This window comes from Devosia crocina (genome assembly GCF_900116545.1).
In the GTDB taxonomy this organism is placed as follows: domain Bacteria; phylum Pseudomonadota; class Alphaproteobacteria; order Rhizobiales; family Devosiaceae; genus Devosia; species Devosia crocina.
In genome coordinates, this window is record NZ_FPCK01000001.1 from 112,449 (window position 1) to 138,210 (window position 25,762).

The following is a 25,762-nucleotide window of genomic DNA, read 5'->3' on the forward strand; positions in this document are numbered from 1 at the left end:
GGTCATTCGTCCCGAAGCTCGCGGATGATATAGATCGGCCGGAATTTCACTTCCCGGTAGATGCGTCCGATATATTCGCCCAGAACGCCGATCCCGATCAGTTGAATGCCGCCCAGAAAACACATCAGGGCAGCAAGCGACGGATAGCCCGGCACTTCGCTGCCGAACAGCAGTGCATCCACGACAATGATTGTCCCGTAGATCAGGGACACTAGCGACACGAGGCTCCCCAGGTAAAACCACAGGCGCAAAGGCACGGTTGTGAAGCTTGTGATCCCGTCGACGGCGAAGTTGAGCAGGCGCCAGAGATTGAAGCTCGATGTTCCATGTTCCCGCTGGGCAACCTCGAACTCGACGATCTGGGTGCGGAACCCAACCCAGGCGAACAAGCCCTTCATGAAGCGCTGGTTTTCACGGAGACTGCCCAAGGCTTTGACCACCTGATGGTCCATCAGCCGGAAATCTCCGACATCTTTGGGGATCGGGACCTCGAAGACCTTGGAGGCGAAACTGTAGAACCGATTGCTGAACCATGTGCGCAGCGCCGAGTCCGTTTCACGGCTCTGTCTCTTTCCCAGAACCACTTCCGCGCCTGCCTGCCATAGCGTGACCATCAGCGGAATGGTTTCCGGCGGGTGCTGAAGGTCTGAATCGATGACAACAGATGCCTTGCCCCGGGCATGGTCCAGCCCGGCTGTGATGGCGGCTTCTTTGCCGAAGTTACGGCTAAAGTCGATAGTGCGCTTGGATACGCCGGGGTGGGTCAGCGTGGATATGCGGCCAACGGTATCATCGCGGCTTCCGTCATTCACGAATACCACTTCCCATGTGAGCCCAATGGCGTCCATTACAGGACAGAGCCGGGCCCAAAACGCCGCGATGCCTGCTTCCTCGTTGTAGCATGGCACCACCACCGAAAGCTCGGGCTGCCCTGTTACTGCGGTATCCGGCATAGTGTCCATATTTCGAGTTTCTGGCATTGGGCATTGGCCGGCATAAAGGATTGAATTTGATCGTCCAGGTAGTGGGTATGAGCGAAGACATAGACCGAAGTCAGAGGGTCCGATGAAGCGATTTCCCTTTCGACGGCGTCGCAATCGGCACCGTAGCGGGAGATAAAACCTGTGGTCAGATTATATCCCCCTTCGGCTGCCACCATTTGCAACGGCAGGACCTCCCTAGCATAGCCCCCTGGGCACTTGAACTTGGGAAAGGCGTGGATCGTGGTCACACCTTCGAGCGCGGCGTTCCACTCGCCGAGATCGGCCAGGATGTTCGGCTCACGATCAAGGCTTTGCTTGATGCTGGCATATGTGGGCGCGAGATCGCCTACCTGCACGGCCAGCACTGCGACAATCATCATGGTTCTCGTCCTCACCCCGAGGTGAGACAATCGGAGCAGCCCAAAAACGATCGCTGCGTAAGTCACGACCCAGAAGAAGCGTCCGGATGAACGGAACGCTTCAAACAGCGGGATCAAGGACCCGGGCACATCCCATTGCACAAGATGGATGTCGCTCAGATAAACCTCGTTGGACAGCGCATAGATCGTACACAGCACCAGAGCGGTCATAAAGAACGGGCCGAAGCGCAGCTGCCCATCCGGCCCCTTCTTCCGGCGATGCCAGAAAGCGAACCCGAGAAGGACGATCAGGCCCAGGCCCAGATAGTTGTAGCCCTCATACTGGCCCTCGGTTCCCGCGACGAAGAAGGGCAGGCGAATGAACCAGCCATACCCGATCGGGCTGAGCACATTCATGGAATAGTGGCCAAAACCGGTGTCGGGCACGGCGCTCCCGAAGGCCGTGCCCAGCATCAGCGGTACACTGAGCAAGAGGGCGACAAGCGGAATGGCATAGGCCAGCAATGGCATCCACCTGCGCATGCGCAACGTGCGATCGCCTGCACTCGCGGCCATGACGGCCAGGGCCATCGCGGTCAGATAGAAATTGGTGTAGAAGCTGAAGAGGATCAGCAGCGTCCACCAGCCGATGGATGGCCGGTCGAGCCGGATCGTGCGGACATAAAGCGTCAGCGCCAGCAGCAGGATGAAATGGGCCTGCAGGCTCAGATGGCCCATGCGTGCACTGAGCGATGGCATCATGACGCAGAGCGCCACCGCCAGCAGCACCAGCCCGTAATCGCGCCCCGCCACGTGCCGCCCGAGGATCCAGGCCGCCCCGCCCTGCAAGGTGAAGCACAGCGCCACCCACAGGCCCAGCGGATTGTCCGGGATGGGCAACACCGTTCCCAGCATCTTCATGCCCAGGCTGAACAGCGGAATTGCATCCACAAAGGTCAGCGTCGTGCCCTGGGGCCAGTTGAGCGAGGGAATGGACAGAAGCGGCAGCGACCACGGCGCCGCCATGAAGGCCTTGTAGCCCGAAAGATACTGCGCGATATCCTCGAGCTGGGTCTGCCAATAGCTCGAAACACCAGCGATGAATCCGGGCGGCGTGATCAGCCAGCAAAACAGCGCCCCGAACACGCACGAAAAAACAAAGCCGGCGAGGTCCACCTTGTGCGTGTGGATCAGGGCAAGGGCGCGTCTATGCATCAAGTCCGCCGAAAAAGAGATCGGCCGGGTCGGCGCCGGCCGTGAACCTGCTAGACCAGCAGCAGGCCGCTCGTGGTGAAATAGTCCGAGTGCCCGATCGCCGTCACCATGGTTTGGTCATCGAGAATCCAGCTCCAGGTCACTGGCCGGTCGGTGACTTCATCGAGCGCTGTCAGATCGAGGAAGAACAGGGTGTTGTTCCGCATCACCATTTCCACTGAGTTCGATTGGGACAGGAACTTGTGGATGAACGCCTTGGCGGCCTCGTTATAGGCCGAAAGACCGGCCGGATTGGCCGGCGTTCCCGTTGGAGGAACGGCGACAAGGCCCGGATGCAGATTGCCCGGGTCGAGCAGATCCGCCAGATCGGCGGGGTCGATGGTGATCAGATCGCCTTCGTCCGTCTCGGTCAGTTCGCCACCGGCAGGCTTGGTCTTGCTGGGGTCAATAGTCGCCAGAAACGAGACACCATCGATGGTGAAGCTCGATAGCCCCCCCAGATGCTTTTCCGCCAGCTCGAGCAATGCGCCGATATCGCTCTCCGCTGTCTGCACGCTCCCGGCGGCCACCACCGGTCCTGACAGCACGACCGTGTCGTTCGGGCGCGGCAGCAGCAAGACATCGGAATGATCCTGCACCATGGAGAGGCGCGGCTGCACGTCCTCGATCGACAGATCCACCGTAGCCTGTGGCGTCAGGATGATCGGCCCGGCATGGTCGAGTTCGCTGACCGCACTGGCAAACACCACCTTGGCCGCTTCCGGCGCAACAGCAGCGGTTTCGATTGCGGCGTCATGGGAAAACGTCCTTCCGTCGAAACGCGTCGCGCTCGCCACGACCAGCTCGAGCGCGGCGCTGTCTGCGCTGTGGTCCGTCCCCGTTTCCGGCGAGAAGGCGGTGGCGAAAACCCCGCCGGTTCCATATTCGTAAAGCCCGAAGGTCACCGCGATTGCCGTCAGCGTCGCGGCAAGCCCCACGGACGCGGCCTGTCCGCTCCAGAGCCCCCGCAGATCAAGCCCACTCTGTTCGCGATTGGGCTGGATCGCCATGCGCTCGCTTAGCCCCAGGCTGTCGGCGGGCAGGGGCGCAGCGGCGCCCTTGTCGAGTTGGCCGAGCAGCGCGTCGATTTCCCCGGCTGCCGCTTGCGCCTGCGACAGGTCGAACAGCGGGCTCGCATCCTCGCCATCGAGGCTGAATTCGGCGGCATGCGCGGTTTCCGCCAGCATGTCGCTGGCCAGGTAAAGCGACCAGATCAGTGCCGTCAGCATCAGCGCCGGATGCAGCCGCACGGTGGAATCAGCGTTGGCGCGGCGGAACTGCACCACATTGGAGCTGGCTGCCCGCGCCGCCACCGAGCGCACGAACTGGTCGATCAGGCCCTGAAAATCGGCTCCGGTCAGCGGCCGGTCGAGCCCGGGGCTATCGAGCAGATAGTCCCCGTCGATCCGGCACAGGTGCACGAACACGTCCCCGTCGGGCTGGCAGAAGACGAACCACGGGTCGCCCTCGTCGGTCAGCCCCCGCTCGGTTTCGATCCGCATACCCGCCTGGATCAGCAGCGCCTCGACCCGATAAAGGTCGGCCAGCTCCTGCTGGCTCCAGCCGCCAAGGGGCGCAGTGCGCTGGTCCGGCTTTGCGGTCGGCGAGGGGAATTGGAGCAGCACCGGAGGGAAAACCCTTTATTGCGCCGCAGCTTTGTCTGCTTCGGCAAAAAGAATCTCGTAGGTCACCGGCTCATAATACATAAGGAGTTGCTTGGCGAACACCTTTTCGTCGAGCCCCAGCGCCTTGGCCCAGTCGCGATAGCGATTGGGGGGAATGCGGCCGCGCCCGTTTTCGAGCTGGCTGATAAATGTATAATAGTCGAGATGGAGAATTTTGGCGAGTTCGCGCTGGGAAATCCCCGCCGCCTCGCGCACTTGCCGAAGCCAGGCGCCTGCGGCCTGCCGGAGCTCCGTGGTTTCGCTGGTCTGGGCATTGCCCATTTTCGATAACATGACGCTTACCCCGCATTCGCTTCGTCATGCTCAATATAGAGGGTCTTAACCACCTCTTTAGGGAGTTGCGGACGAAACGCACTTATTCTTGTTTCCGATTCTATGGCAAAGCCCCGGTTTCCGGTCAATTCCCCTTGGTATGAAAAATACTATACACCCCTCTTGTGCGGCGCATCGGCTTTGAGTACACACATTGCCGGGCATACGGGGCTCAACTGCGAGAATCGCAATATCCCGGCGCCGTATCTTGGAGGGAGTGGGGGAGATCTTCAGTCCTTCTGTCTAAACTTCGCAGTCGCTTGCGGCGGGCTATCGTTTCGGCGGTGTCCCTCGGCGGCTGGAGGAAAGCCCGTGCGGCAGGTCACTCTGCTGCACGAAAGCAAACGTCATTGTTAAAGGAACATTTCCAATGGCACTCACTACCGCTCAGCTGATCGCTCAGCTCTACATCGGCTACTACAACCGTGCTCCCGAGCCGGAAGGTCTGGACTACTGGGTCGGCCGCGTCGAAGCTGGCGTGTCCCTGTCGGACATTGCTGACTCGTTTGCCGCTTCGCCGGAAGCCATTGCCGCCTATCCCTGGCTGGCCATGAGCAACCCGTCGGCTGGTTCTGTCGGTGCTTTCCTTGAAGCTGTTTACCAGAACCTCTTCAATCGTTCGATCGATGCCGATGGTCTGGCTTTCTACTCCAATGAGCTCCTGACCGGCCTCCGTTCGCCGGGCGAAATCATTGCCTCGATCCAGGCAAACGCCAACACCAACACCAACAACACCGATGGCCAGATCCTGGCAAACAAGGTGACCGTTGGTCTGGCTTGGTACGAAGGTGCCAAGGCTCAGTCGGGCTTTGAATTTAACGACGCTGCTAAGGCCTCGGCCAACACGATCCTCGATGGCGTTGGTGCTACCCAGGCTTCGGTTGATGCTGCTCTCGCAACCATCGAAGATCTTTTCGGTGCTCCAGCCTCGCTGGATGCTGCACTTGCAGACCTTTTCGATGCTCGTGAAGCTCTGTCCGATGCGCTGGCAGACCTGGAACTCGACACCAATCTCGATGGTACCATTGACGTCGAAGCCGGCGATGCTGAAGTGGGCGACGTTACGTCGTATTTTAATGCTGCTACGGCTGCAGTTGGTGCTGAACTTAACAATCCTGGCTTCGCAAGTGCAGGTGCGGCTACGCAGCAGGGTCTCATCAACGACGGCCTCAAGGCTGCTCAGGATGTGATCACCAAGGAAACCGCTGAACTTCGGACCGCAGAAGCTGGCGTAAGCTCGGCGCTTTTGACTGCTATCAATGCCGTTGAGTCCCGCGCTGCTGCATTTGAAGTGGCAAACGACGCTGCGATCGCCGCCGACGTGACTGAAGACGGCGAAGCTGCGCGCTTCGAAGCTGTAAACGACGGTGCTCTTGCTGTAACTGGCGGCAACACTCTCGAATTCACACCGGCTGGTGGCTCTGCAGTTACCTTGGCCACTCTGACCAATGGCGTCTGGGTTGCGAACACTACACTTCCCACTGGTCTGGTCGGCTTCGACGCCTACTTGGCAGCCCTTCAGGCTGAAACCACAACGGCCACGGCTGCTACGCAGGCCGAAACTGCTCTGGATAACGCTGTTCTTCGCGTTCTGCAGCTCGAGAGCGGCAACGCCAACCTTACCACTACAGACATTGCTCCTGATGCGATCACTGACGCTCAGGTAGACGGTCGCACTGTTGTTACGATCGACCTTGCTGCTACTGGCGGCACTGTAGCTGCGCCTAACGCTCAGGGTGTCCTTGACGCTCGCCAGGATCTTGTCGACGCTCAGGAAGCCCTGGCTGATCTTCAAGATGCGATCGAGGTTTGGGAAGCGGCTGGCGACCTGAATGACCAGATCTCGGATCTGGTGGAAGCGGTTACTGCTGCCGAAGAAGCCATCACCAACTCTCCTGCTAATGGTGGTCTGGGCTTGAACCTGATCTCCGAAAATGATGCGTTCACCTCTGCAGATGACGTCTATCTGTTCACGCAGGATTCGGGCACAACATTTACTGTTGCCAACTTCGGCCAGATTGGCGACGACGTGATCTACGTTGGTTCGGCATACACTCTGGTTGAGCTGGCTGCGACTGACACCCTGTCGACCAAGGCTTATGGTTCTGCAACTGTGCTTGAAGTGTTCATTCAGCAGGTTGGCGCCAACACCGTTCTGTCGTTCGAAACTGCTGCGTTTGACGGTAGCGATACCGACGGTTCCTTTAACGGCACCGTTATCACGCTGACCGGTGTGAATGCAGACGACGTGTCGTTTGCAAACGGCTACTTCAGCATCGCATAAACGCTTCGCTGATTAGAAATCGGCATGAAGTTGGCCCCGCAGTCTTGGACTGCGGGGCTATTCGCTTTATGGCTGGACTGATAGAGACGTACCTACCGATCGATAAAGTTCGAAGGAGAAGCTTAAGTTGTCAGATATTCAGCCACTCCGACATTCGGTCCACGGGAGCAAGCGTTGGCTCGCCAACGCGGATTACCGCTTCGCTGCAGACGTGCTTATGGTGCCAGTGGCTCTAGAGGAACTTGCTGCCGCCTCGGTCAGTCTGCCGCTGGCTTTTGCAAAGGGGCCCACAACCTCGCTAATAGCGCTCACAGGCCTTCAGCAGGGTAAGAATGTATTTGTTGGCCCAGATGGACGTTGGCTCGGCGACTACATGCCCGCTGTGCTTCGCGGTTTTCCCTTCAAGCTCCTGCCGGCCACTGAAGGCAAGTGGGCTTTGGGCTTTGACCATGCCAGCGGTCTGATAGCCTCCGGCGTCGAAGGCGAAGCTTTCTTTACTTCAGAAGGCAAACCAACTGACGCAGTGCAGAAAACCTTCAACTTCCTCATCCGAATTAACAGCGGCCTTGAGCAAGCCACCAAAGCCGTCGCTATGCTCAGCCAGCATGAGCTTCTGGAGCCTTGGCCGCTCAAATTGAAGGACGGCGATATTGAAATTCCCGTCGCTGGCCTCCTGCGCGTCAGCGAAACTAAGCTCGCTGCGCTCGACGCCGAAACCTTCGCCTCCCTCCGCTCCGACGGCGTTCTGGCGCTGGCTTATGCGCAATTGCTCTCCATGGCCAATATCGACAAGCTCGGCAAACTCGCCCGCCTCCAGGCGCACCACGCCGCCCAGCACGCCCTCCAGGCCGATCAGGTCAAATCCATGTTCTCGGCCGACAAGCACGAAGACGAAATCGACTGGGATGCCATGCTCAAGGACGACTAGGCCTCGCGCCGTGCTGCCAGACGCCGGAGCGCCATCCACCACACAACTCACTCTGGGCTATAGCCAGGCCGAGGATCGTCTCGTGCTCTGGTTGGGGGAGGGGACAGAGGCGCTCCATCTCACGCGGCGGCTCACCGGTCTCCTGATCAATGGCCTTGCGGGTGTTCTCGCCCGCTCGAGCGCCACCGCTGCCCAGGCCCCGGCCGATCTGCGAAACGATGTCGTCGGCATGGAGCGGCAGGGCGCCATCGCCGCCGCTGCCGTTTCCCCGGCCGCGCCCACCGCCCTCCCGCCGCCAGGGCCCGCGCACCTGATCGAGGCGGTCGATATCGCGACCCTCCCCACCACGTTCCGTCTCGCCTTCCGCACCCCCGCCGCGCTCACAGTCGGCGTGCTGGTGCTCTCGCGCGCCGAAATGCATCAGGTGGTCGATCTTCTCCGCCGCCAGTCCGAGCTCGCTCAATGGGCGCTGCCGGTCACTGCCCCATGGCTGAACGACACGCACGGCGCGCTTGTCGTCAACTAGCTACCGATTCGCCACCAATAGCGGCTTTTACCCCCTTTCGTGTTACCCAGATGCTAGCGAAAGCGCGTTGACACGGCCCCCAGACTTGCCTATGAAGAGCCCAGTTTCCGGGCGCCTTGGCGCCCCTTTTGTTTGACCAGGGAATACGACGATGAAGGTAACAAACTCGCTGAAGGCGTTGATGACGCGCCACCGCGCGAACAAGCTCGTCCGCCGCCGCGGGCGCGTTTACATCATCAACAAGGTGGACAAGCGCTTCAAGGCCCGCCAGGGCTAAGCCTCTGCTTTGGTTAGATTAAAAGGCCCGCTTCGGCGGGCCTTTTCTTTATTCCAGCCATAAAAAAGGCCCGCCGAAGCGGGCCCTCCAAACCATCCGCGAGCCCTCAGCTCGACCCGGCCCCGTCCTGCCGCACAAAGGCAATCCGCAGCATATTCGTTGCCCCAGGCGTCCCAAGCGGCACGCCCGCCGTGATCGCAATCCGATCCCCCGGCCGCGCAAACCCCTCCTGATAAGCAATAACACAAGCCCGATCGACCATATCTTCAAGGCTCACAGCATCTTCGGTCTGGACGCAGTGAATGCCCCAGACGACCGACAGGCGGCGAATGGTCCTCAGATTCGGAGACAGCGCAATAATCGGCTTGGAAGGCCGCTCACGCGCCGCACGAATGCCGGTTGAGCCCGAGGCCGTGTAGGTGACAATAGCTGCCAGATCCAGCGTTTCCGCCACTTGGCGGGTGGCCGCCGAAATGGCGTCGGCGGCGGTGGCTTCCGGCTCGGTCTGGGCCGCGCGGATGATGTTGCGATAATTGGCATCGCTCTCGACCGCGACAGCCACCTTGTTCATCGTCGCCACCGCTTCAATCGGGTACTGGCCCGAAGCGCTCTCGGCCGAAAGCATAACCGCATCGGCGCCTTCGAAAACGGCAATCGAAACGTCCGAAACTTCCGCACGGGTCGGCACCGGCGCGGTGATCATTGATTCCAGCATCTGTGTGGCAACGACCACCGGCTTGCCATAGCGGCGGCACATGCGGATCATGCGCTTTTGCAGGCCCGGCACGGTCTCGAGCGGCAGTTCAACGCCGAGATCGCCACGCGCGACCATGATCGCGTCCGAGAGCTTGACGATTTCTTCCAGCCGATCAATGGCCTGCGGCTTCTCGATCTTGGCCATGACGCCAGCGCGACCCTGTACGATCTTGCGCACGTCGATGATATCTTCGGGCCGCTGCACGAAGGAAAGGGCGATCCAGTCGGCTTCGGCCTTGAGGCCTTCGAGAAGGTCCGCGTGGTCCTTTTCGGTCAGCGCACCGGTCGGCAAGAGCGTATCGGGCAGGGATACGCCCTTCTTGTCGGAAAGCTTGCCGCCATAGACCACTTCGGTCTCAATAACGCCGCCTCCGACTTTAGTCGCCTTGAGTTGCAGCTTGCCATCGTCCAGAAGAAGACGGTCGCCAACGGAGACGCTCTCGATGATCTCGGGGTGAGGGAGATAGACGCGCTCTGAATTGCCGTTGTCGTTCTTCTCGCTGTCGAGCGTGAACTTCTGGCCGGCCACCAGGGTTACCGCGCCTTCGGCGAACTTCCAGACACGCAGTTTGGGGCCCTGAAGGTCGACAAGCACGCCAAGGGGATGCTTGAGACGGGCTTCCACGCTGCGGATGCGCTGCACGGTCTGGTGCATCAGTTCGTGGCTGGCATGGCTCATGTTGATGCGGAAAACGTCCGCACCGGCCTTGGCCAGCTCCTCGATCATCTTTTCCTCGTTGCTTGCAGGCCCGAGGGTGGCGAGGATCTTCGCGCGTCTGATCCGTCTCATGGCGTATCCATTATCTGTCTGGCGGTGGCGGCGGCATGGGAACCACCTGATCGGCATCTTCGGTATCGACCAGGAAGGCCGGTTCCTCGAGATCTTCTCCCTCGCCCGGGCCGACAATATTGGGGGCGCCAGCGCTCTCGGTGAGCTGCAGCGTCCAGTCTGTCCGGTTTTGGGTATCGATTTCAAAGAACCCGGTGCGCTCATAGCCCCGCGCGAGACAATCCTCAACCCCGAATATTGTGAAGGTTTCGTCGCGGGTGCACATGAAGACCTGGCCGTCCCAGGCACCGCCCGCAATATCGTCGACGGCGTAGATGTAATAGAAACGGCGTGCCAGGTCCCCCTGATAGAGCACGCGGCAATCGCCGGGCGACGTCTGCCACCAGCCTTCGCTCATCCAGCCCCGCTCGGCGCGATAGCCGAGCGCAACTGACACGACATTGGCTGATTGATTGCAGATGCGCAGGTCGGCATGGGCAGGAGCAGGGGCGGCAAGGAAAAAACCGCCGGCAAGGAGGGGCAGAATGGTCGAGCCGAGGCAGAGACGATGCACGGGCAGGCCACGCGATTGGGGAAAAGACCGCATTGTTTGAACCGATGGTGAAGGCAAGGTCAATGGCTAAAGCCGGCATTTGGCGGAATTGCGGGCGCGCCGGAGCGCGGCTGTGAGGAATTGTCCGTCAAGGGCTTGAACGGGGCTTGCGCATGCGGTTCAAGGTGGCCAGCACAAAAAGAGGTTTACGATGGCCGTCGAAGACAGCGTCGCCCAGGATCAGCTCCGCGCCTTCATTGAGCGCATCGAGCGTATGGAAGAAGAAAAAGCGGCCATCGCCGCCGATATCAAGGAAATCTACGCCGAGGCCAAGGGCAATGGCTTTGACACGAAAATCCTGCGCAAGATCGTGACGATCCGCAAGCAGGATGCCAATGAGCGCATGGAACAGGAAGCCTTGCTTGAGCTCTATATGTCTGCCTTGGGCATGGTCGAAGCGCCGCCCGAGCGTTGAATCTGCGCCTCTCAGCCCGGTGCGGCCGGGCTGAGGGATGCTGCGGTCAGTTTGACCGAACGCCAGTAGGTATTGGCGACGCGCTTGCCTGGGCTGATCGCATCAGGATAATCGAGCGCGATATCGACAAACCCGGTCTCGCCCACCAAAGCTGCCGGGATGTCGAAGGAGAACCGATCGGTTTCTCCGGGGATCACCGAAATTTCATCTAAATGTGTGTCGTTGGCCGAGACGATCACCCGCTGCCTTTCTGGGCCGGGTAGGGTGACGCCGGTCAGTTCCAGCATCAGCGTCAGGTTCTGCCCTCCTCCTGCAGCAAGCCGCAGGCGGGAGGTTTCTCCAATCGAGTGCATGCCATCGCCTGCCGGGCCATCCCAGCCGCAGGGGCGGTTCTCGCGCGTATTGTCGCCGCCCGAGCGGAAGTTCAGTTCGGCGCCCAGCACATAGTCGCCGCTGACCGGCTGGGGCAGGCAGGTCGTGGTCCTGTCGATATAATAGGCGCGATAGTGCGCGGGCACATGCGGGTGGAGGGCCTGCCAGAGAACTGCCAGCTCCAAGAGCGCTAGGGCCGCAGCAAGGGCATAGGCGGCAAGGGTGAGTGGGGAGCGATCAGACAAGCGCAACATTGCCTCCCAGCCAGGCCAAGGTGGTAAACCAGGCCCCCACAAGCAAGGCCACAAGGCTTAGGGCAAAGACCAGACGAAAGCGCCCAAGAAGCGTTGCCAAGGTAATGATAAGCGGTGCCATGCCGCTCATGAAACGCAGCATGGAAGCCAGACCCGCAGCAAGCGGGATGAAGATGCAGAGAAGGCAGAAAATAACTGCCGGCCATTGCCGACGCATGGCCAGAACGCCCGTGACCAGCAAGCCAGTGACGGCGGCGAGTGCCAGAATCTGTGCATTGCTGAACCAGGCTCCGTTGGTCGGCAGATTGACCAAGCCTTCCCAAAGATAGGTGAATGGATTGGCGATCTGCCGTCCCCAGGCGCGCTGGGTGTGGCTGAAGGCGAGGCCATCGCCGATCCAGTGGTGGAGGAAGGCCATATAGGCGAAGAGCCCTAGCGGAGAGAGGAAGATAGCGAGGACCAGCCGGGGCTGGCCGAGGAGGCCCCCGAACACCCCTTTCCATCCGCCGGTGCGGGCGCGAAAATCCATCAGAGCCTTCACTCCGATGGAAAGCGAGGAGAAGACGCCGACGATGCGCGTGCCGGACAGAAGCGCGGCGGCCGCTGCCGCTCCGAGATAGTTCGAGCGCCCGAGCGCACGGAACACGAGGGTCGTGAGCAGCACGAACATAACCTCGGTAAAGAAGGTCGTGAAATAAAAGGAAACTGGCCCGGACAGGATGAAGGCGGCATAGAGCGTGTAGGACCGCACGTGCTTGCCAAGAAGCGGCCAGGCCGCAACAACGGCCGCATAGGCCGTCACGATCGAGACGAGATTGGCAAGGACGATCGTGGGCAGGGGAATAAGCTTGCCGATCAGCCCCACCAGCATCGGATAAAACGGAAAGAAAGCCCAATTGCCGGCCGTTACCCTTGCAGGCACGGGGAAGGGATCGTAGCCCGTTTCGGCCATCCGCACATACCAAACGCAGTCCCAGCGGCAGAGCGCGTCGAAATATTGCGTCCACTCAGCGTCCGGCTGGGCATGGCGAAAGGCCAGGAAGCGGATGATCGTGCCACTTAGGACAAAAGCGAGCGGCAGCAAGAGGATCAGAGCACTGGGTCTGTCCTCGCGTGGATCTAAGCTGGGTGAATACATGGCCCCTCCTGCCATGGGAGAGTGTGTCACTTGGCACAAAGACTGACCAGCCACATCTGCGCGGCGTGCAACCCTGTCATGTGAAATCTCATTGCAACTTAAAACCGCGGGCGTGCTTTTAATCCGATGCCCTCACTCAGAGTTGCTCCAGAAAATGTCGATCGGTTCCGTAAGCGAAGTCCTTCTCGACACGCAGACGACGTTTCACCCTCCCCAACTCGCCGTCATCGTTCCCTCCTATAACGAGCGGGACAACGTTGAGCTGCTTTACGAGAAGGTGGCGCTGGCTCTGGGCGATACGCCTTGGGAGATGATCGTCGTTGACGACGACAGTCCTGATGGGACAGCCGAGGTCGTCAACGAATTGAGCCGGGTTTATGCCAACATCCGCTGTTTGCGCCGTTTTGGACGCCGTGGGCTTGCTTCGGCTTGTGTTGAGGGCATGGCGGTGACGTCGGCGCCCTTTGTTGCCGTTATCGATGCCGACCTGCAGCATGACGAGGCGATCCTGCCGCAGATGCTCGAAGCGGCCGTTGCGGGCGCCGATCTTGTGGTGGGGTCGCGTTTTGCCGAGGGTGGATCAGCCGGTTCGGGCCTGAGTCAAACGCGTCTTTCCGGCAGCAACCTTGCCAATCGACTTGCCGGCATGATCGCGGGGCAAGCGGTGAGCGATCCAATGAGCGGATTCTTTCTGATCCGGCGCGAGGCCGCGCTTGCGGCAGCGCCGCGGCTGGCCAGCGACGGGTTCAAGATCCTGATTGATCTGATCGTGACCTCGGCACGCATGGGTAGGCCGCTCCGTATCGCCGAAGTGCCCTATACTTTCCGCCCGCGTCATGCGGGTGAAAGCAAGATGAACCCGCTGATCGTGATCCAGTATTTGGGTCTATGGGTATCGAAAATGACCGGTGGTGCCTTGCCACCGAGCTTTTTGCTGTTCGGGCTGGTCGGTGGCACGGGCGTTGTCGTGCACCTTGCTGCGCTCGCCTTTTTCACATCCGTTCTCTCCCAAGGCTTCGTCGTCTCCCAGATCGCGGCGACACTGATCGCCATGGCCTGGAATTTCGTGCTCAACAACAACCTCACCTATGCAGATCGCAAGCTGAGAGGGGCCAAGCTCATCACCGGCTTCCTGAGCTTTTGCGCCATCTGCGCTTTGGGCGGCATCGCCAATATCTCGGTTGCCAATGCCATTTATCAGTGGGACCACCAGACCTTTGTCGCCGGCCTAGCCGGAGCGATCATGAGCTCGGTGTTCAACTACGCCGTGACGCGGGCGTTTACCTGGAAGTAGGACTGGTGGCCTTCTTGCCACTTGGTTTCGCCCCTCAACCCACCGAGTTCAGTGGGGTGAGGGTGAAACCCCTCAGAGATCTGATCTGAACCCCTCATCCGACGCTGCGCGTCACCTTCTCCCCTCAGGGGAGAAGGAAAGAGTGCCTGAGAGACGCGGCGGCAGCATCAGGCCTGGGCCAGAGCTGCCTTCATTGCCGCGTCGTCGTAGCCGAGCGTCTTGAGCGCGGTGGCGACAATGCCGGCGCGGTCCAGGCCCGCTGCGGCATACATGTCGCCCTGGCTTGAATGCTCGTCAAATCGATCCGGAATCATGAGCGGGCGGAACCGCACCTTGCCATCGAGCAGACCGTTGCTCGCAAGGAAGGTTGCGACGTGGCTGCCGTAGCCGCCAAGCCCACCTTCTTCGGTGGTGATCAGCACATCATGGTTCCCAGCCAAACTGGCGATCAGGTCCTCGTCGAGCGGCTTCATGAAGCGCGCATCGGCGATGGTTGGGTTGAAGCCCAGGGCTGCGAGCTTGTCGGCGGCAGCCAAGACTTCGCCAAGGCGCGTGCCATAGGAAAGAAGTGCGACCGTCGAGCCCTGGCGCAGAATGCGACCCTTGCCGATCGGCAGGATTTCACCACGCGCGGGCATGTCGACGCCCATGCCGTCCCCGCGTGGATAGCGGAAGCTGATGGGGCCCGCATCGTAGGCAGTGGCGGTGGCTACCATGTGGCGCAGTTCGGCTTCGTCAGCCGCAGCCATCTGCACGATACCCGGTACAGCGCCGAGATAGGCGCTGTCGTAATTGCCGGCATGGGTGGGGCCGTCGGCCCCGACAAACCCGGCACGATCGATGGCGAAGCGCACAGGCAGGCCCTGGATGGCGACGTCGTGAATCACCTGGTCATAGGCGCGCTGCAAAAAGGTCGAGTAGATAGCGCAGAAGGGACGCATGCCCTCGCTTGCCAGACCCGCCGCAAAGGTGACGGCATGCTGCTCGGCAATGCCGACATCGTAGATCCTGTCGGGGAAGAGCTCGGCGAACTTGTCAAGCCCGGTGCCCGAAGGCATGGCGGCGGTGACCGCGACGACGCGCGGATCGGCCTTGGCTTCCTGGATCAGCGTCTCGGCAAAGACCGAGGTATAGGAAGGCGCGTTGGAAGGCGTCTTAGCCTGGGCGCCGGTGATGACGTTGAACTTGGAAACGCCGTGATACTTGTCGGCCGAATCTTCGGCCGGCGCGTAGCCCTTGCCCTTCTTGGTCACGACATGGATCAGGATCGGGCCCTTTTCCATTTCCAGCACATTGTCGAGCACCGGAAGCAGATGGTCGAGATTGTGACCGTCGATCGGGCCCACGTAATAAAAGCCAAGCTCCTCGAACAGTGTGCCGCCGGTAAAGAAGGAACGGGCGAATTCCTCGGTCTTGCGGGCGGGTTCGTGGAGGGGTTTTGGAAGCTTGCTGACGATGGATTTGGCCGCATCGCGCGTGCCGCGATATGCTGGGCTCGATACGAGCTGGGCCAGATAGGCCCGTAGCGCGCCGGTCGGGGGCGCAATGGACATATCGTTGTCGTTGAGGATCACGACGAGGCGCGCATCCATGTCGCCGGCATTGTTCATGGCTTCATAGGCCATGCCCGCCGACATGGCGCCATCGCCAATCACCGCCACCACATTGCGCGGCGTGCCCAGATGTTCGCTCGCCACAGCCATGCCTAGCCCGGCTGAAATCGAGGTCGAGGAGTGGCCGGCGCCGAACGGGTCGTACTCGCTTTCGGCGCGGCGAGTGAAGCCGGAGAGGCCGTCCTTCTGGCGCAGCGTGCGAATGCGCTCGCGTCGTCCGGTCAGGATCTTGTGCGGATAGGCCTGATGGCCGACATCCCAGATGATCCGGTCATGTGGGGTGTCGAAAACCGCATGGAGGGCTACCGTCAGCTCGACTACACCGAGGCCGGCACCCAGATGCCCTCCCGTGCAGGAGACAGCGTCGATTACTTCGGTGCGGAGCTCATCAGCCAGTTGGCGCAGCTGTTCGCGGGGCAGCGCCCGCAAATCGGCAGGCGTGCGAACAGTATCAAGCAGGGGCGTGTGCGGCTTCTCGGCCAAGCGGGGGCTCCATTGGTGGGGCAGCAACCGTACTGTCTTAGGCGCGTGGTCGTGCCAATGCAAGAAGAGGCGCCTAGGGCGCCTCTTTCCGTTACCAGGTTTGATGCGGACAAGATCACCTCATGGAGCGCTCTTGTGCCCTCTTGCGATCAGTTAGCAACAGGCGCGAAGCGGCCGGCGCTGCCCATTGTTGTATCATCGCCGGCGCCCATCACGATCACATAGTCGCCCATTTCCGGAGTAGGGTCGAAATCGGCTTCGTTGCGTACGCCGATCCGGGCGAAATGGCTCGAGCTCAGGGTATCGGGCGCAGCAAAGACGTCGACCACATGCGCGAAATCGGGCGGCACGAGATCCGGTGCCCGCATGCCGCCTTCGAGTGGACGCCCGACATGGGCGGTGAGGGCAGCGGCCAGGTCGCCTACATGCGCACCTTGCGCGGCACTGAAGGTTCCTGAAAAGAGGCTTGCCACCTGCTGCTCGCTTGCGGGCAGGGCGCTTAGTTCTGTCGGCAAGGATGTGCCGACGGAAGCCAGAACCGGAAGGCGGCTGGCAGGTGTCGGAGGCAGGGCATTGGCCGGCGCGAGCGATGCGGATACCGGCGCGCCGAGAGCTTCTTGGGGGCGGCTCGCTTCACCGCGGGGGACATAGGCGCTTAGGGCTACCTGATCGTTGCCTGCCGTTTCGAGCGGAGGGCGGGGCACCGGAATATCGGTGAGAGCGGCAAGCGCGGTAACAGCGTCACCCGAGGGCAGGGCGGCAGCTGTTGCGACCCGCAGCGCTTCCGATTTCACGAGCGGCATCGGTGCGGGCACTGGGCTCGTCAGTTCCGCCGCATCGAGCGGGGCGCTGCCGACGGCAGAAAAGGGTACGAAGGCCGGTTCGGCCGGTATTGGTGCGCTGGCGGGTTTGGCCGCGGCAATGGGAGCCTCGGGCGCGATGGCTGCAACCATCATGCTGTCGGGCCGCGGTGCGGGAACGGGCGCAACAGCAGGCGCGGTAGGCTCTGGGGCTGTAGCTGCAACGGCAACTTGAGCAGGGGTGGCGACGGGAGCAGGGGCTTGTTGCGCCGCCTGCTGCTGTTGCTGCTGGCCACCGCCAAACAGCACGTCCATCAGGGTCTTGCCGCCGCCGCCGCTAGAATTGTCGGCAACGCGGGTGCCGGAGCTGGAATTGCCGTTGCAGGGATAGGCGTGGCAGCGCTTCCACTCGGCCAGAGCCACCTGATAGCCCTCCTGCGATAGCGGCTTGCCGTCCGATGGCAAATGCATGGTCCGGCCGTCGGGAAAGATCTCCTGCAACTGCGCGCGAGTCATGCGTGGCCAGGCACGCACGGAGCCAGTGTCGAGGTGAACGAACGGACTGCCAGAATTTGGATAGTAGCCCACGCCACCCACCTGCTTGCGCATGGCAACAGCACGCAGCTTGGTCAGCGGTACGCCGGGTATGAAGAAGTCCATTGCGGTGCCGCGCATGTGCTGGGAATTGTCGGCAACACCAGACGAATTATTGGACAGCATCTTGTTTGTCGCTGGCGAGCGGTAGGCGGAAACGACGTTGATCGGCTGACTGCCGCCCACTTCCTGATACACTTCCCAGATCAGGTCGAAGAGGCGTGGATCCATCTTGGTCGGCTCATTCCGCCGCCAGTCGCGCAGAAAGTAGTTGAGTTCGTTGAGGCCGGACTGAACATACTGGCCGTTGCGCTTGAAGACGATGCGCGCCGTTTCCTTGGTGTGGGTATAGTAGAGATAAAGCGCGCGCTCCGTCGCGGCCATAGCTGGGGCGGCGCCCAGGCTCACGCTGATGAATGCGGCTGCCAGAAGCCGCAGAAAAAACCCACGCTGGAAAATGGAAGTCACCGTCACGCCAAACTCTGCCCGGTTTAATGCCAGTATCGTTGGACGTTAGCGCTAAAAACAATCGAATTGATTAACGCTAACCAGGTGTGAACCGACTGTGTCAGCCCCCTCACGACCTCGTTATTAAGGGCAAAAACAGGCGCAACAAAGGCGAAAATGTAAACGGTGTCTTAAGCCTCAGGGCGAGAGCTCGTCCACGGCAGGGCCAGCTTCGGCCACGATAGCGGGCGGCAGGCTGGAGCTCAGCCCCATGGCGGCGATCAGCTTTTCATTGTGTCCATAGACATCGCCGAAGGACCGGATATTGCCCGCATCATCAACGCGCAGCGTGAAATAGGCCAAATGCACCGGGATCTGGGTCTGGGGATTGATCCAGCGCTCGGATGGACCGAACATGGATTCGAGCGAGGCGCGGCTGATATTGGGCTCGTTGGCCATCAGCGCACCGGCAAACTCCATCGGGTTCTCGACGCGGACGCAGCCATGGCTGAAGGCGCGGAGCGAGCGGGAGAACAGCGACTTGGATGGGGTGTCGTGCAGGTAAACGTCATGCTTGTTGGGGAAGAGGAACTTGATCTGACCCAAGGCATTGCCGGCCCCTGGACGCTGGCGGACCCGGAACGGGAAATTGGATGTGCTCACCTGGGACCAGTTAACCTGCCAGGGGCTGACCGGCGAGCCGTTGTAAAGCAGATCCATATTGTGGCTGTCCGTGTAGCCCGGATTGCGCAACACCGCGGGCGCAATTTCCCCGCGCACGATGGAGGTAGGCACGTTCCAATAGGGGTTCACCACCAGGTGGCGGATCATGTCCGAGAAAACCGGCGTCTGGTTCTTTGTCGTGCCGACGACCACGCGTGTTGAATATTCCTCTGCGCCATTGCGCAGGATCGAGAGGCTGAACTCGGGGATATTGACGAAGACGTTGAAGGCGCCGAGATCGCTCGGCATCCAGCGCCAGCGCTCCATATTGGCGAGGATGTCCTCGCGCCGGGTGGCGTGGCCGCCATTGAAAGCCGCAATGGTTGCGGGTCCGATGATGCCATCGACTTCAAGTCCAAGATTGGCCTGGAACCCTTCCACGGCGGTTACGAGCGTGTCGTCATAGAAGTTGGAAGCGGTGGCGGGCAGTTCGAGGCGCGCCCGGATGGCGGGAACGCGCGGGTCGTCGCCGCCCGGCCTCAAAACAGGCCCAGCCTGGATCGGGGTAGGCCGCTGGCTGGCGCTCGCATCAAAATTGGCAAGCGCGGCCTTGAGTGCGAGAAATTCAGGATGTCTTGGCTCAAGCTCGGCTAGGATGGGCGCTGGGTCATCGCTGTTGGCGAGCCGCTCGAGCAGGGCGGCCTCATCAATCGGCTTGGCCTTGATGTCGAGCATGTCGCTGACCGATTGCGGCTTGATGCGGCCATTATGCAGATGATTGGCATAACGCATAACAGCGCCGGAAAAAGCAGTCTCCAGCGCGGCAAGATCTGCCGGTGCGCCGGTTCCGGCGCGGCTCAGATCGATAGCCGGCGTCAGATAGTCCGAGGGACGCAAACCTTCTTCGCCCGCGCGTTCAAACAGATCCACGATCTTTTGAGCCGCAGGAGAAAAGGCGATGGAGCCGTTCGCGCCTGATGCGATCCAGATGGGTTCGAAATAGCGCTCGCCATAAAGGAAATAGAGCTTTTGCGCCTCGGCATAGGCCTGGCTGTCGCGCGCAGCGCTGTAATAGGCCTGGGAGAGGCCGTCCTTGATGGTCCGGGCCAGCGGGGTGCGTGCCGGAGCGATGACAATGGCGGTGGGTTCGATGCTGGCAACATCCTGCGCCAGGGTGGGAGACGCAAGACCTGCTGCCAGGATCAGCGTGACCAGAGAAACCGCAACCTTCTTCATTTCCGCTCCTTTGCTCGGGAGAATCCGCGTGACGCGCGCGGCTGCACCCGGGCAGGGATCATTACGCATGAATGTTTAACGGGAGCAATTGCTCGCATCATTGTGAGATTCATGTGTGGCGAGCCTGCAACGCCGGCCTTTTCAAAGGCTTGGAAAAGGCCGCAGTTCTGGGATCCGCGGCCTTTTGCAAAGTGTACGTGCAGGCTCAGCTCGACACCATCCCTGATGGACGGCGTGGTCCGCCTGTTGAGCGCCGATGCCGCACCATCAGGTGCCAACTCAGTCCGAAATTCGACGTAGGCGGCGTGTTGCGTGTCATCAAGCTTAGGAAGGATCGCTCGCGCGCGGGCTCGCATGCATCCTTTTGGTATCCACTGTCTTCGTCCCTCAGCGGGCTATCGCAGCTTCATCTATTGATGGGCCTGAGATTGGTGTCTCGAGATAGCCAGCGATGAGGCGGCCCAGCTCAACCAAGGAAGCCATATGGGTGCGTTCCCAGCCGTGGGAGCTGTCCAGGGAGAAGCAGACGAGAACCAATCTGAACCGCCACCGCCAACTTTATCCGACCCTTTAGGCCATCTTAACTACAAAGTGCTTCTGTGCCGCCACGCCCCGGAGTGGTTTTGAATGCCTCAACTGAATTTGCGCGCCCGGATTGTTGGTGCAGCTGCGTTCGTCTTTGTCGTTGTGCTCGCAGTGAGCCTTATCTATGTGCTGCGTTCAACAGAAATCTCGGATAGGGCATCGGCAACGCAGCTGTTGAACAGCGTGGCTGAAACGCAGGGCAAGCAGATCGAGCAGATCATCGAGCGTCATGCTGCTGCTGCCGATGGCTTGGCGCAGACGTTGCAGTCGCTGGCCCAGCAGCCGGGCGTGGCGGCACAAACCTATGCCACACTGTTTCAGAACCAGCTCGCCGTGCTGCCGCATGCCGTCGGCGTCTGGATGCTGCAAAACCAAGACAGTCCAGCTCTGTCCGATGGCACGCTTATGGCTTCGCAGTTCGGCCTCGAAGGCCCGTTTTTTGGCATCAATCTCGTTAAAGACCCAGCGTCGGGGAAAGTCGCCTTCGTCACTCCGGATAATTCGCCAGAGGCGGGGTTTGGCGAGTGGTTTAGTGCACCAGTTGCCGCCGACAAGCCGAAGCTGATGGGGCCTTTCACTTATGACGGTCGTCTGATCACCACGACTATTTCGATCGTTCACCGGGCCGATGGGAGGCCGGTCGGAGTTGCGGCAGTCAACTTCAACGGCAGCCTGTTCTCTGACCTTGTTGGCTCGATCAAGCCCATGGGAACTGGCCGAATTTCCGTCATCAACCAAGACGGCAATTGGGTCGTCAACGAGGACGCCGCCCTTCTGGCAACATCCGCAGATGACAGCGTGACAACGGCCGTACTCCAAAACGCGGATGCGGGTGGAATAACCATCAAGCAGAATGGTGAAAACTGGCAGGCCGTCGCTGTTGACGTCGAGCTTGCCCAATATGGCGTTGCCTGGAAGGTACTTGTTAGCGTTCCAGAGGCAACGCTTCTGGCCAACTCGATCCACCAAAGGAACGTCTTGCTGGTGGGCGCAGGCATCGTACTTGTTCTTGGCCTGGGTGCATTTGCATTTGTAGGCACGTCGGTTGCACGCCCCATTGTGCGCCTCACCAAGGTCATGGACCTGCTGGCGCGTGGGAACTATGAGGTCGAGGTAACAGGTGCACATCGAAAGGACGAGATCGGCGCCATGGCACGCGCCGTTGAGGTGTTCCGCGAAAACGGGCTTGAGGTCGCTCGGATGACCGAGGCCGAGGCTGCCCGGATCATCAGCGACCAGCGCAAACGCACTGAAATGATGGTCGAGTTGCAAGCGGCCTTCGGCGAGGTGGTAGATGCGGCGATCGCAGGCGATTTTTCCAGGCGCGTTTCTGCGCAATTCCCCGATCGCGAGCTCAACAGTCTGGCCAATTCGGTCAACAACCTCGTGGGCTCTATGGACAAGGGGCTTGCGGAAACGCGGCTGGTGCTCGGTGCATTGGCGAGTACTGATCTCTCCCGACGCATGGAAGGCCATTACGAGGGGGCGTTCGCCGAGCTGAAGACTGACATCAATGCAGTAGCCGGCAGACTTACGGAGATCGTTGGGCAGTTGCGCAGCACATCCGGCTCGCTCAAAGCCGCGACTGCAGAAATCCTTGCGGGTGCTAACGATCTGTCGGAGCGCACCAGCAAGCAGGCGGCAACCATCGAGGAAACCTCGGCAGCTATGGAGCAAATGGCAGTCACGGTGGTCGACAACGCCAGGAAGGCAGAAGAGGCCTCAAAGAAGGCCGATTCAGTTTCGCGTGCCGCCGAAGAAGGGGGGCAAGTCATGGCTCAGGCCAACAATGCGATGGAGCGGATCACCTCGTCCTCATCGAAAATTTCCAACATCATCGGCATGATTGATGACATTGCCTTCCAGACTAATCTGCTCGCATTGAACGCGTCTGTGGAAGCCGCACGTGCTGGCGAAGCAGGCAAGGGCTTTGCAGTGGTGGCAGTGGAAGTGCGGCGCCTTGCTCAATCGTCGGCCGAGGCGTCAAGTGAAATCAAGGCACTGATCGAGCAATCGTCCAAAGAGGTTAATGCTGGCACCAAGCTCGTCTTAGATGCTTCAGGCAAGCTGGGCTCGATGCTGGATGCGATCTTAACCACCAGCGCGCTGATGAACGGCATTTCTCGGGACAGTCGCGACCAGGCCTCCTCGATCGAAGGCATCACCGCGGCGGTGCGCCAGATGGACGAAATGACACAGCACAACGCGGCCCTCGTGGAAGAGATCAACGCCTCGATCGAGCAGACCGAAGCGCAGGCCTCCGAGCTCGATCGAGTGGTAGACATATTCACTCTTCATTCTGGCAAGGCTCACCAGCCTAAGCCCCGGGAGCCCGCGACGGCGCAACGAACGCCAGTCGATGGCAACAGGAGCTTGCAGCAAAAGGTTAAAGCTGCAGCCTCATCCTACCTCAGCCACGGAAACACTGCGATCAAAGGCGACTGGTCCGAGTTCTAGACGAGGGTATCGCGCTGGCGAAGCACACCCTTGCCTCCACCATTAGGCATGCCGGTGAGCGCGTTCTTGAAAGTCTATGCGAAGCCGAGGACTTGATAATTCCGACATTGACAGAGGGATGGAAGCGGATGCCGCCCTTGTAGGGGCCAAGCGCCAACTAAACTTCACGCGGCGATTGCTCTGGACCTGCCCTTTGTCGTCCTTTTAGCGGGGCCCTTGGTTACTGAACGACTAAATGGGGTTTGACAGCGGTCTGGCCGCGACGCGCCCCATTCGGGTCGTTGCCTTAGCCTGAACCAGCACCCAAAAGCCGACACTACGCGACCCACGTTTGATAAGTCCACAGACCTCCGCTGAGCAGGCTTGCAATCTCCGACTGTCACCACCTATGATGCGCTCATCCACAGGGGTGCTCCGTAGGTCGGGGCTGAGATGAGGGCGAAAAGCCTTCGGACCCTTTAGCTGATCTGGGTAATACCAGCGGAGCGAGGCGGGCTATGTTTTCGGGCGCACAGATTTCCCTTTATCCCATGACCGACGATTTCGTCGGCGTGATCACCAGCGCATTGGGCGCGTTGGACCCCTATCGCAATCAGTTGCGCATCGAAACCGATGACATATCAACGCTTCTGGTCGGCCCTCTCGAAGTGCTGTTCCCTGCTATGCGCGATCTTTTCAGCGCCGCCGCCCGCAGCGGCAAACATTGTGTCCTCTCGGCCACCATTTCGCGCGGCTGCCCCGGGGAGCCCGACGACGCCATTTGCGATTCCTTCCATTTTGAGGGGCCCGTAGCGCCCCTAGCCGAACGGCAGGCCACAGCGCTAGCCGCCGTGCAAGACGCTCCCGACATCGGCGTATTCTCGGTTGCCCAGCTTTCGCTCTATGTGCTGGGCCAAGGCAACCATATGGACGAGATCTATGGCTGCATCGACTTCCTCAAGCAGTCGGGCACGTTCGAAAAGTCCAAGCATTTTGCGACCAAGCTCAATGGGGATACCGGCGCCCTCTTCGCCACGCTCGAGCAGGCATTTTGCCGCTTTGGCTCGCCGCAAGGCCATGTCGCCATTGATCTGACAGTTTCGGCCAACAGCCCCAGCGCCCGCTGAACCGGAAGGCCGACCTATGTCAAATGCCGCCTTTCCGCGCCTGCTCGCGCGCTTTTTCCGTCATGCCGGTCCCGCGACTGCTTCCGTTTCTACACTGATCCTGGGCTGGGAAGCCTATGTGCAGCTGTCGGGCATTTCCCCCACCGCTTTGCCTTCACCCTCGCGCATCATCGGTCAGGGTTTCGTGCAGCGCGAGGCACTGGCCCGCCATAGCCTTGCGACACTTCAAGCCACCACATTCGGCTTCGCTTCATCGCTCGCGGCCGCGTTCTTCTTTTCTATCCTCATCGATTTCTGCCGACCGTTGCGACGGGCCCTGTTTCCCGTCTTCATCATCACCCAGACCCTGCCACTAGTCGCCATCGCGCCGCTGATCGTTTTGTGGTTTGGCTTCGGCCTCACCCCAAAAATCGTCCTGGTCGCACTGGTAACCTTCTTTCCCATGCTGGTCGCTCTCGCCCAGGGCTATGAAGCGACCGATCGCAATATCGCGGCCCTGCTGGCCTCTATGGGCGCCTCGCGCTGGCGGATCTTCCTCATGGCCCGCCTGCCATCGGCCTTGCCCTATTTCTTTGCGGGACTGCGCATCTCGATAACCTATGCAGTGGTAGGGGCGATCTTTGCGGAATATGCCGGCGCGGCCCGAGGACTTGGGATCTATATCCTCAATGCCAAGAACAATTTCCGCCCCGACCTCGTACTCGCGGCAGTCTTTGTCAGCGCCACGCTGACACTCTTGCTTTTTGGCGCGACCGTGCTCCTGCAGCGCGCCGCCATGCCCTGGGCCCGCCTGAAGGAGATTCGCCCATGAGCCAGGCGCGCCTCGAACTCCAACACCTCAGCAAAAGCTTCGGCCCCACTGACGTCCTTGCCGATATCAGCCTCAGCGTGCAACCGGGCGAATTTGTCTCCATCCTTGGCCCATCCGGCGCCGGCAAATCCACCATTCTGCAATTGCTTACCGGCGCCAGCACACCCGATGCCGGCCAGATGCTGCACGATGGCCAGCCCCTTTCGCCCACCCAGCATCGCTTCGCCTTCATGCCTCAGGGCGATGCGCTCATGCCTTGGCGCCGCATTATCGACAACACAACGCTTGGCCTCGAAGTTCAGGGTTTGAGGCGCGAGGCTGCTCGCGCCAGGGTCGCCCCGCTCTTCGCCGAGTTCGGCCTTGCTGGCTTTGAAGATCACTACCCCGCCCAGCTCTCCGGCGGCATGCGTCAGCGCGCTGCCTTGCTGCGCACTGTCGTCCAGCAGCGCCCCATGCTCCTGCTCGACGAACCCTTCGGTGCCCTTGATGCACTCACCCGCGCCCAGATGCAGCGCTGGCTCGCCGGAATGTGGACCCGCCACCGCTGGACGGTCCTCCTCATCACTCATGATGTGCGCGAAGCCGTGCTCCTGTCGGACCGGATCTATGTGCTTTCGGCGCGCCCCGCCCGCGTCGCTCAAGAATTCCAAGTCCCGATCGATCACCCGCGCCAGGGCGCCGGTTCACCAGGGCTCGCCGCCATCGAAGCCGAAATCCTGCAGACCCTGCTCAATCCGGAGGACTAATC

General features: G+C 60.6%; 21 protein-coding genes, 1 pseudogene and 1 riboswitch. Of the genes and pseudogenes, 10 read left to right on the top strand and 12 right to left on the bottom strand.

The genetic code is table 11. The features are described 5' to 3' along the window. Positions 1 to 2: 2 nt before the first annotated feature. From BM364_RS00485 to BM364_RS00500, 4 genes are read right to left on the bottom strand one after another with little or no spacing between them, the layout of a single operon-like run. Positions 3 to 962: a glycosyltransferase family 2 protein gene (locus tag BM364_RS00485; RefSeq protein ID WP_244542725.1), complete on the bottom strand. Its 960-nt coding sequence runs from the start codon at positions 960 to 962 to the stop codon at positions 3 to 5. Beyond that, positions 935 to 2,557: a DUF6311 domain-containing protein gene (locus BM364_RS00490; RefSeq protein ID WP_092419443.1), complete on the bottom strand. Its 1,623-nt coding sequence runs from the start codon at positions 2,555 to 2,557 to the stop codon at positions 935 to 937. The genes BM364_RS00485 and BM364_RS00490 overlap by 28 nt, the downstream gene beginning before the upstream one ends. 50 nt (positions 2,558 to 2,607) lie before the next feature. Beyond that, on the bottom strand, positions 2,608 to 4,221 hold the full coding sequence (locus BM364_RS00495; RefSeq protein WP_092419446.1) for a hypothetical protein: 1,614 nt from the start codon (positions 4,219 to 4,221) through the stop codon (positions 2,608 to 2,610). Between the two features lie 15 nt (positions 4,222 to 4,236). Beyond that, positions 4,237 to 4,554 (bottom strand): helix-turn-helix domain-containing protein, encoded by a 318-nt coding sequence (locus BM364_RS00500; protein ID WP_092419449.1) that lies wholly within the window; start codon positions 4,552 to 4,554, stop codon positions 4,237 to 4,239. Between the two features lie 409 nt (positions 4,555 to 4,963). Between BM364_RS00500 and BM364_RS00505 the strand changes: the two genes are divergently transcribed. The 4 genes from BM364_RS00505 (at position 4,964) to ykgO (ending at position 8,608) form a co-directional block, all read left to right on the top strand. Beyond that, entirely contained in the window at positions 4,964 to 6,877 is a 1,914-nt protein-coding gene (locus BM364_RS00505; RefSeq protein WP_092419452.1) for a DUF4214 domain-containing protein, read from the top strand. 127 nt (positions 6,878 to 7,004) lie between these two features. After that, positions 7,005 to 7,805: a SapC family protein gene (locus BM364_RS00510; protein WP_092419455.1), complete on the top strand. Its 801-nt coding sequence runs from the start codon at positions 7,005 to 7,007 to the stop codon at positions 7,803 to 7,805. Positions 7,806 to 7,815: 10 nt separating this feature from the next. Next, positions 7,816 to 8,331 (top strand): hypothetical protein, encoded by a 516-nt coding sequence (locus BM364_RS00515; protein WP_092419458.1) that lies wholly within the window; start codon positions 7,816 to 7,818, stop codon positions 8,329 to 8,331. A gap of 151 nt (positions 8,332 to 8,482) precedes the next feature. Then, positions 8,483 to 8,608, top strand: a complete 126-nt coding sequence (gene ykgO, locus BM364_RS00520) for a type B 50S ribosomal protein L36 (protein WP_046144158.1) — start codon at positions 8,483 to 8,485, stop codon at positions 8,606 to 8,608. 106 nt (positions 8,609 to 8,714) lie between these two features. Here the strand turns inward: ykgO and pyk are convergent, their stop codons facing one another. Together pyk and BM364_RS00530 are read right to left on the bottom strand one after the other, a co-directional pair. After that, positions 8,715 to 10,154, bottom strand: a complete 1,440-nt coding sequence (gene pyk, locus BM364_RS00525; protein ID WP_092419461.1) for a pyruvate kinase — start codon at positions 10,152 to 10,154, stop codon at positions 8,715 to 8,717. A gap of 10 nt (positions 10,155 to 10,164) precedes the next feature. Next, on the bottom strand, positions 10,165 to 10,740 hold the full coding sequence (locus BM364_RS00530; RefSeq protein ID WP_092419464.1) for a DUF1036 domain-containing protein: 576 nt from the start codon (positions 10,738 to 10,740) through the stop codon (positions 10,165 to 10,167). A 157-nt stretch (positions 10,741 to 10,897) separates the two neighbouring features. Between BM364_RS00530 and BM364_RS00535 the strand changes: the two genes are divergently transcribed. Beyond that, a complete protein-coding gene (locus BM364_RS00535; RefSeq protein WP_061907597.1) occupies positions 10,898 to 11,161 on the top strand; it encodes a DUF2312 domain-containing protein in 264 nt (87 codons plus the stop codon). An 11-nt stretch (positions 11,162 to 11,172) separates the two neighbouring features. On the opposite strand, the gene BM364_RS00540 is transcribed toward BM364_RS00535, so the two are convergent. Further along, positions 11,173 to 11,778: a hypothetical protein gene (locus BM364_RS00540; RefSeq protein WP_139232440.1), complete on the bottom strand. Its 606-nt coding sequence runs from the start codon at positions 11,776 to 11,778 to the stop codon at positions 11,173 to 11,175. Then, on the bottom strand, positions 11,771 to 12,925 hold the full coding sequence (locus tag BM364_RS00545; protein WP_139232441.1) for a hypothetical protein: 1,155 nt from the start codon (positions 12,923 to 12,925) through the stop codon (positions 11,771 to 11,773). The genes BM364_RS00540 and BM364_RS00545 overlap by 8 nt, the downstream gene beginning before the upstream one ends. A gap of 154 nt (positions 12,926 to 13,079) precedes the next feature. Between BM364_RS00545 and BM364_RS00550 the strand changes: the two genes are divergently transcribed. Next, a complete protein-coding gene (locus tag BM364_RS00550; RefSeq protein ID WP_092419472.1) occupies positions 13,080 to 14,219 on the top strand; it encodes a glycosyltransferase family 2 protein in 1,140 nt (379 codons plus the stop codon). Between the two features lie 167 nt (positions 14,220 to 14,386). Here BM364_RS00550 and dxs read toward each other — a convergent pair whose 3' ends face one another. From dxs to BM364_RS00565, 3 genes are all read right to left on the bottom strand, one after another. Next, complete coding sequence (dxs, locus tag BM364_RS00555) at positions 14,387 to 16,315, bottom strand: 1-deoxy-D-xylulose-5-phosphate synthase (RefSeq protein ID WP_092419475.1); 1,929 nt, start codon at positions 16,313 to 16,315, stop codon at positions 14,387 to 14,389. Positions 16,316 to 16,464: 149 nt separating this feature from the next. Continuing rightward, entirely contained in the window at positions 16,465 to 18,183 is a 1,719-nt protein-coding gene (gene mepK, locus BM364_RS00560) for a peptidoglycan L,D-endopeptidase MepK (RefSeq protein ID WP_244542726.1), read from the bottom strand. A gap of 171 nt (positions 18,184 to 18,354) precedes the next feature. Beyond that, positions 18,355 to 20,055: a L,D-transpeptidase family protein gene (locus tag BM364_RS00565; protein WP_175528405.1), complete on the bottom strand. Its 1,701-nt coding sequence runs from the start codon at positions 20,053 to 20,055 to the stop codon at positions 18,355 to 18,357. Positions 20,056 to 20,682: 627 nt separating this feature from the next. On the opposite strand from BM364_RS00565, the gene BM364_RS00570 reads away from it, so the two are divergent. Next, complete coding sequence (locus BM364_RS00570; protein WP_092419481.1) at positions 20,683 to 23,097, top strand: methyl-accepting chemotaxis protein; 2,415 nt, start codon at positions 20,683 to 20,685, stop codon at positions 23,095 to 23,097. Positions 23,098 to 23,123: 26 nt separating this feature from the next. On the opposite strand, the pseudogene BM364_RS18715 reads toward BM364_RS00570, so the two are convergent. Then, positions 23,124 to 23,298, bottom strand: a pseudogene (locus BM364_RS18715) (Glu/Leu/Phe/Val dehydrogenase dimerization domain-containing protein); the annotation flags it as partial. A gap of 194 nt (positions 23,299 to 23,492) precedes the next feature. After that, positions 23,493 to 23,604: riboswitch (TPP riboswitch) on the top strand. Between BM364_RS18715 and BM364_RS00575 the strand changes: the two are divergent. The 3 genes from BM364_RS00575 (at position 23,595) to BM364_RS00585 (ending at position 25,760) form a co-directional block, all read left to right on the top strand. After that, entirely contained in the window at positions 23,595 to 24,203 is a 609-nt protein-coding gene (locus tag BM364_RS00575; protein WP_092419484.1) for a YkoF family thiamine/hydroxymethylpyrimidine-binding protein, read from the top strand. (Overlaps the previous riboswitch by 10 nt.) Positions 24,204 to 24,219: 16 nt before the next feature. Next, positions 24,220 to 25,014, top strand: coding sequence for an ABC transporter permease (locus BM364_RS00580; protein WP_092419487.1), 795 nt, complete (start codon positions 24,220 to 24,222; stop codon positions 25,012 to 25,014). Beyond that, entirely contained in the window at positions 25,011 to 25,760 is a 750-nt protein-coding gene (locus BM364_RS00585; protein WP_092419490.1) for an ABC transporter ATP-binding protein, read from the top strand. The genes BM364_RS00580 and BM364_RS00585 overlap by 4 nt, the downstream gene beginning before the upstream one ends. The last annotated feature ends 2 nt before the right edge of the window (positions 25,761 to 25,762 follow it).

What these genes read in the sequence shown, in the direction of transcription:
- BM364_RS00485 (WP_244542725.1), bottom strand. Translation starts at nt 962, where the DNA reads ATGGACACTATGCCGGATACCGCAGTAACAGGGCAGCCCGAGCTTTCG.
- BM364_RS00490 (WP_092419443.1), bottom strand. Translation starts at nt 2,557, where the DNA reads ATGCATAGACGCGCCCTTGCCCTGATCCACACGCACAAGGTGGACCTC.
- BM364_RS00500 (WP_092419449.1), bottom strand. Translation starts at nt 4,554, where the DNA reads ATGTTATCGAAAATGGGCAATGCCCAGACCAGCGAAACCACGGAGCTC.
- BM364_RS00505 (WP_092419452.1), top strand. Translation starts at nt 4,964, where the DNA reads ATGGCACTCACTACCGCTCAGCTGATCGCTCAGCTCTACATCGGCTAC.
- ykgO (WP_046144158.1), top strand. Translation starts at nt 8,483, where the DNA reads ATGAAGGTAACAAACTCGCTGAAGGCGTTGATGACGCGCCACCGCGCG.
- pyk (WP_092419461.1), bottom strand. Translation starts at nt 10,154, where the DNA reads ATGAGACGGATCAGACGCGCGAAGATCCTCGCCACCCTCGGGCCTGCA.
- BM364_RS00530 (WP_092419464.1), bottom strand. Translation starts at nt 10,740, where the DNA reads ATGCGGTCTTTTCCCCAATCGCGTGGCCTGCCCGTGCATCGTCTCTGC.
- BM364_RS00535 (WP_061907597.1), top strand. Translation starts at nt 10,898, where the DNA reads ATGGCCGTCGAAGACAGCGTCGCCCAGGATCAGCTCCGCGCCTTCATT.
- BM364_RS00545 (WP_139232441.1), bottom strand. Translation starts at nt 12,925, where the DNA reads ATGTATTCACCCAGCTTAGATCCACGCGAGGACAGACCCAGTGCTCTG.
- BM364_RS00550 (WP_092419472.1), top strand. Translation starts at nt 13,080, where the DNA reads ATGTCGATCGGTTCCGTAAGCGAAGTCCTTCTCGACACGCAGACGACG.
- BM364_RS00565 (WP_175528405.1), bottom strand. Translation starts at nt 20,055, where the DNA reads ATGAAGAAGGTTGCGGTTTCTCTGGTCACGCTGATCCTGGCAGCAGGT.
- BM364_RS00570 (WP_092419481.1), top strand. Translation starts at nt 20,683, where the DNA reads ATGCCTCAACTGAATTTGCGCGCCCGGATTGTTGGTGCAGCTGCGTTC.
- BM364_RS00575 (WP_092419484.1), top strand. Translation starts at nt 23,595, where the DNA reads ATGTTTTCGGGCGCACAGATTTCCCTTTATCCCATGACCGACGATTTC.
- BM364_RS00580 (WP_092419487.1), top strand. Translation starts at nt 24,220, where the DNA reads ATGTCAAATGCCGCCTTTCCGCGCCTGCTCGCGCGCTTTTTCCGTCAT.
- BM364_RS00585 (WP_092419490.1), top strand. Translation starts at nt 25,011, where the DNA reads ATGAGCCAGGCGCGCCTCGAACTCCAACACCTCAGCAAAAGCTTCGGC.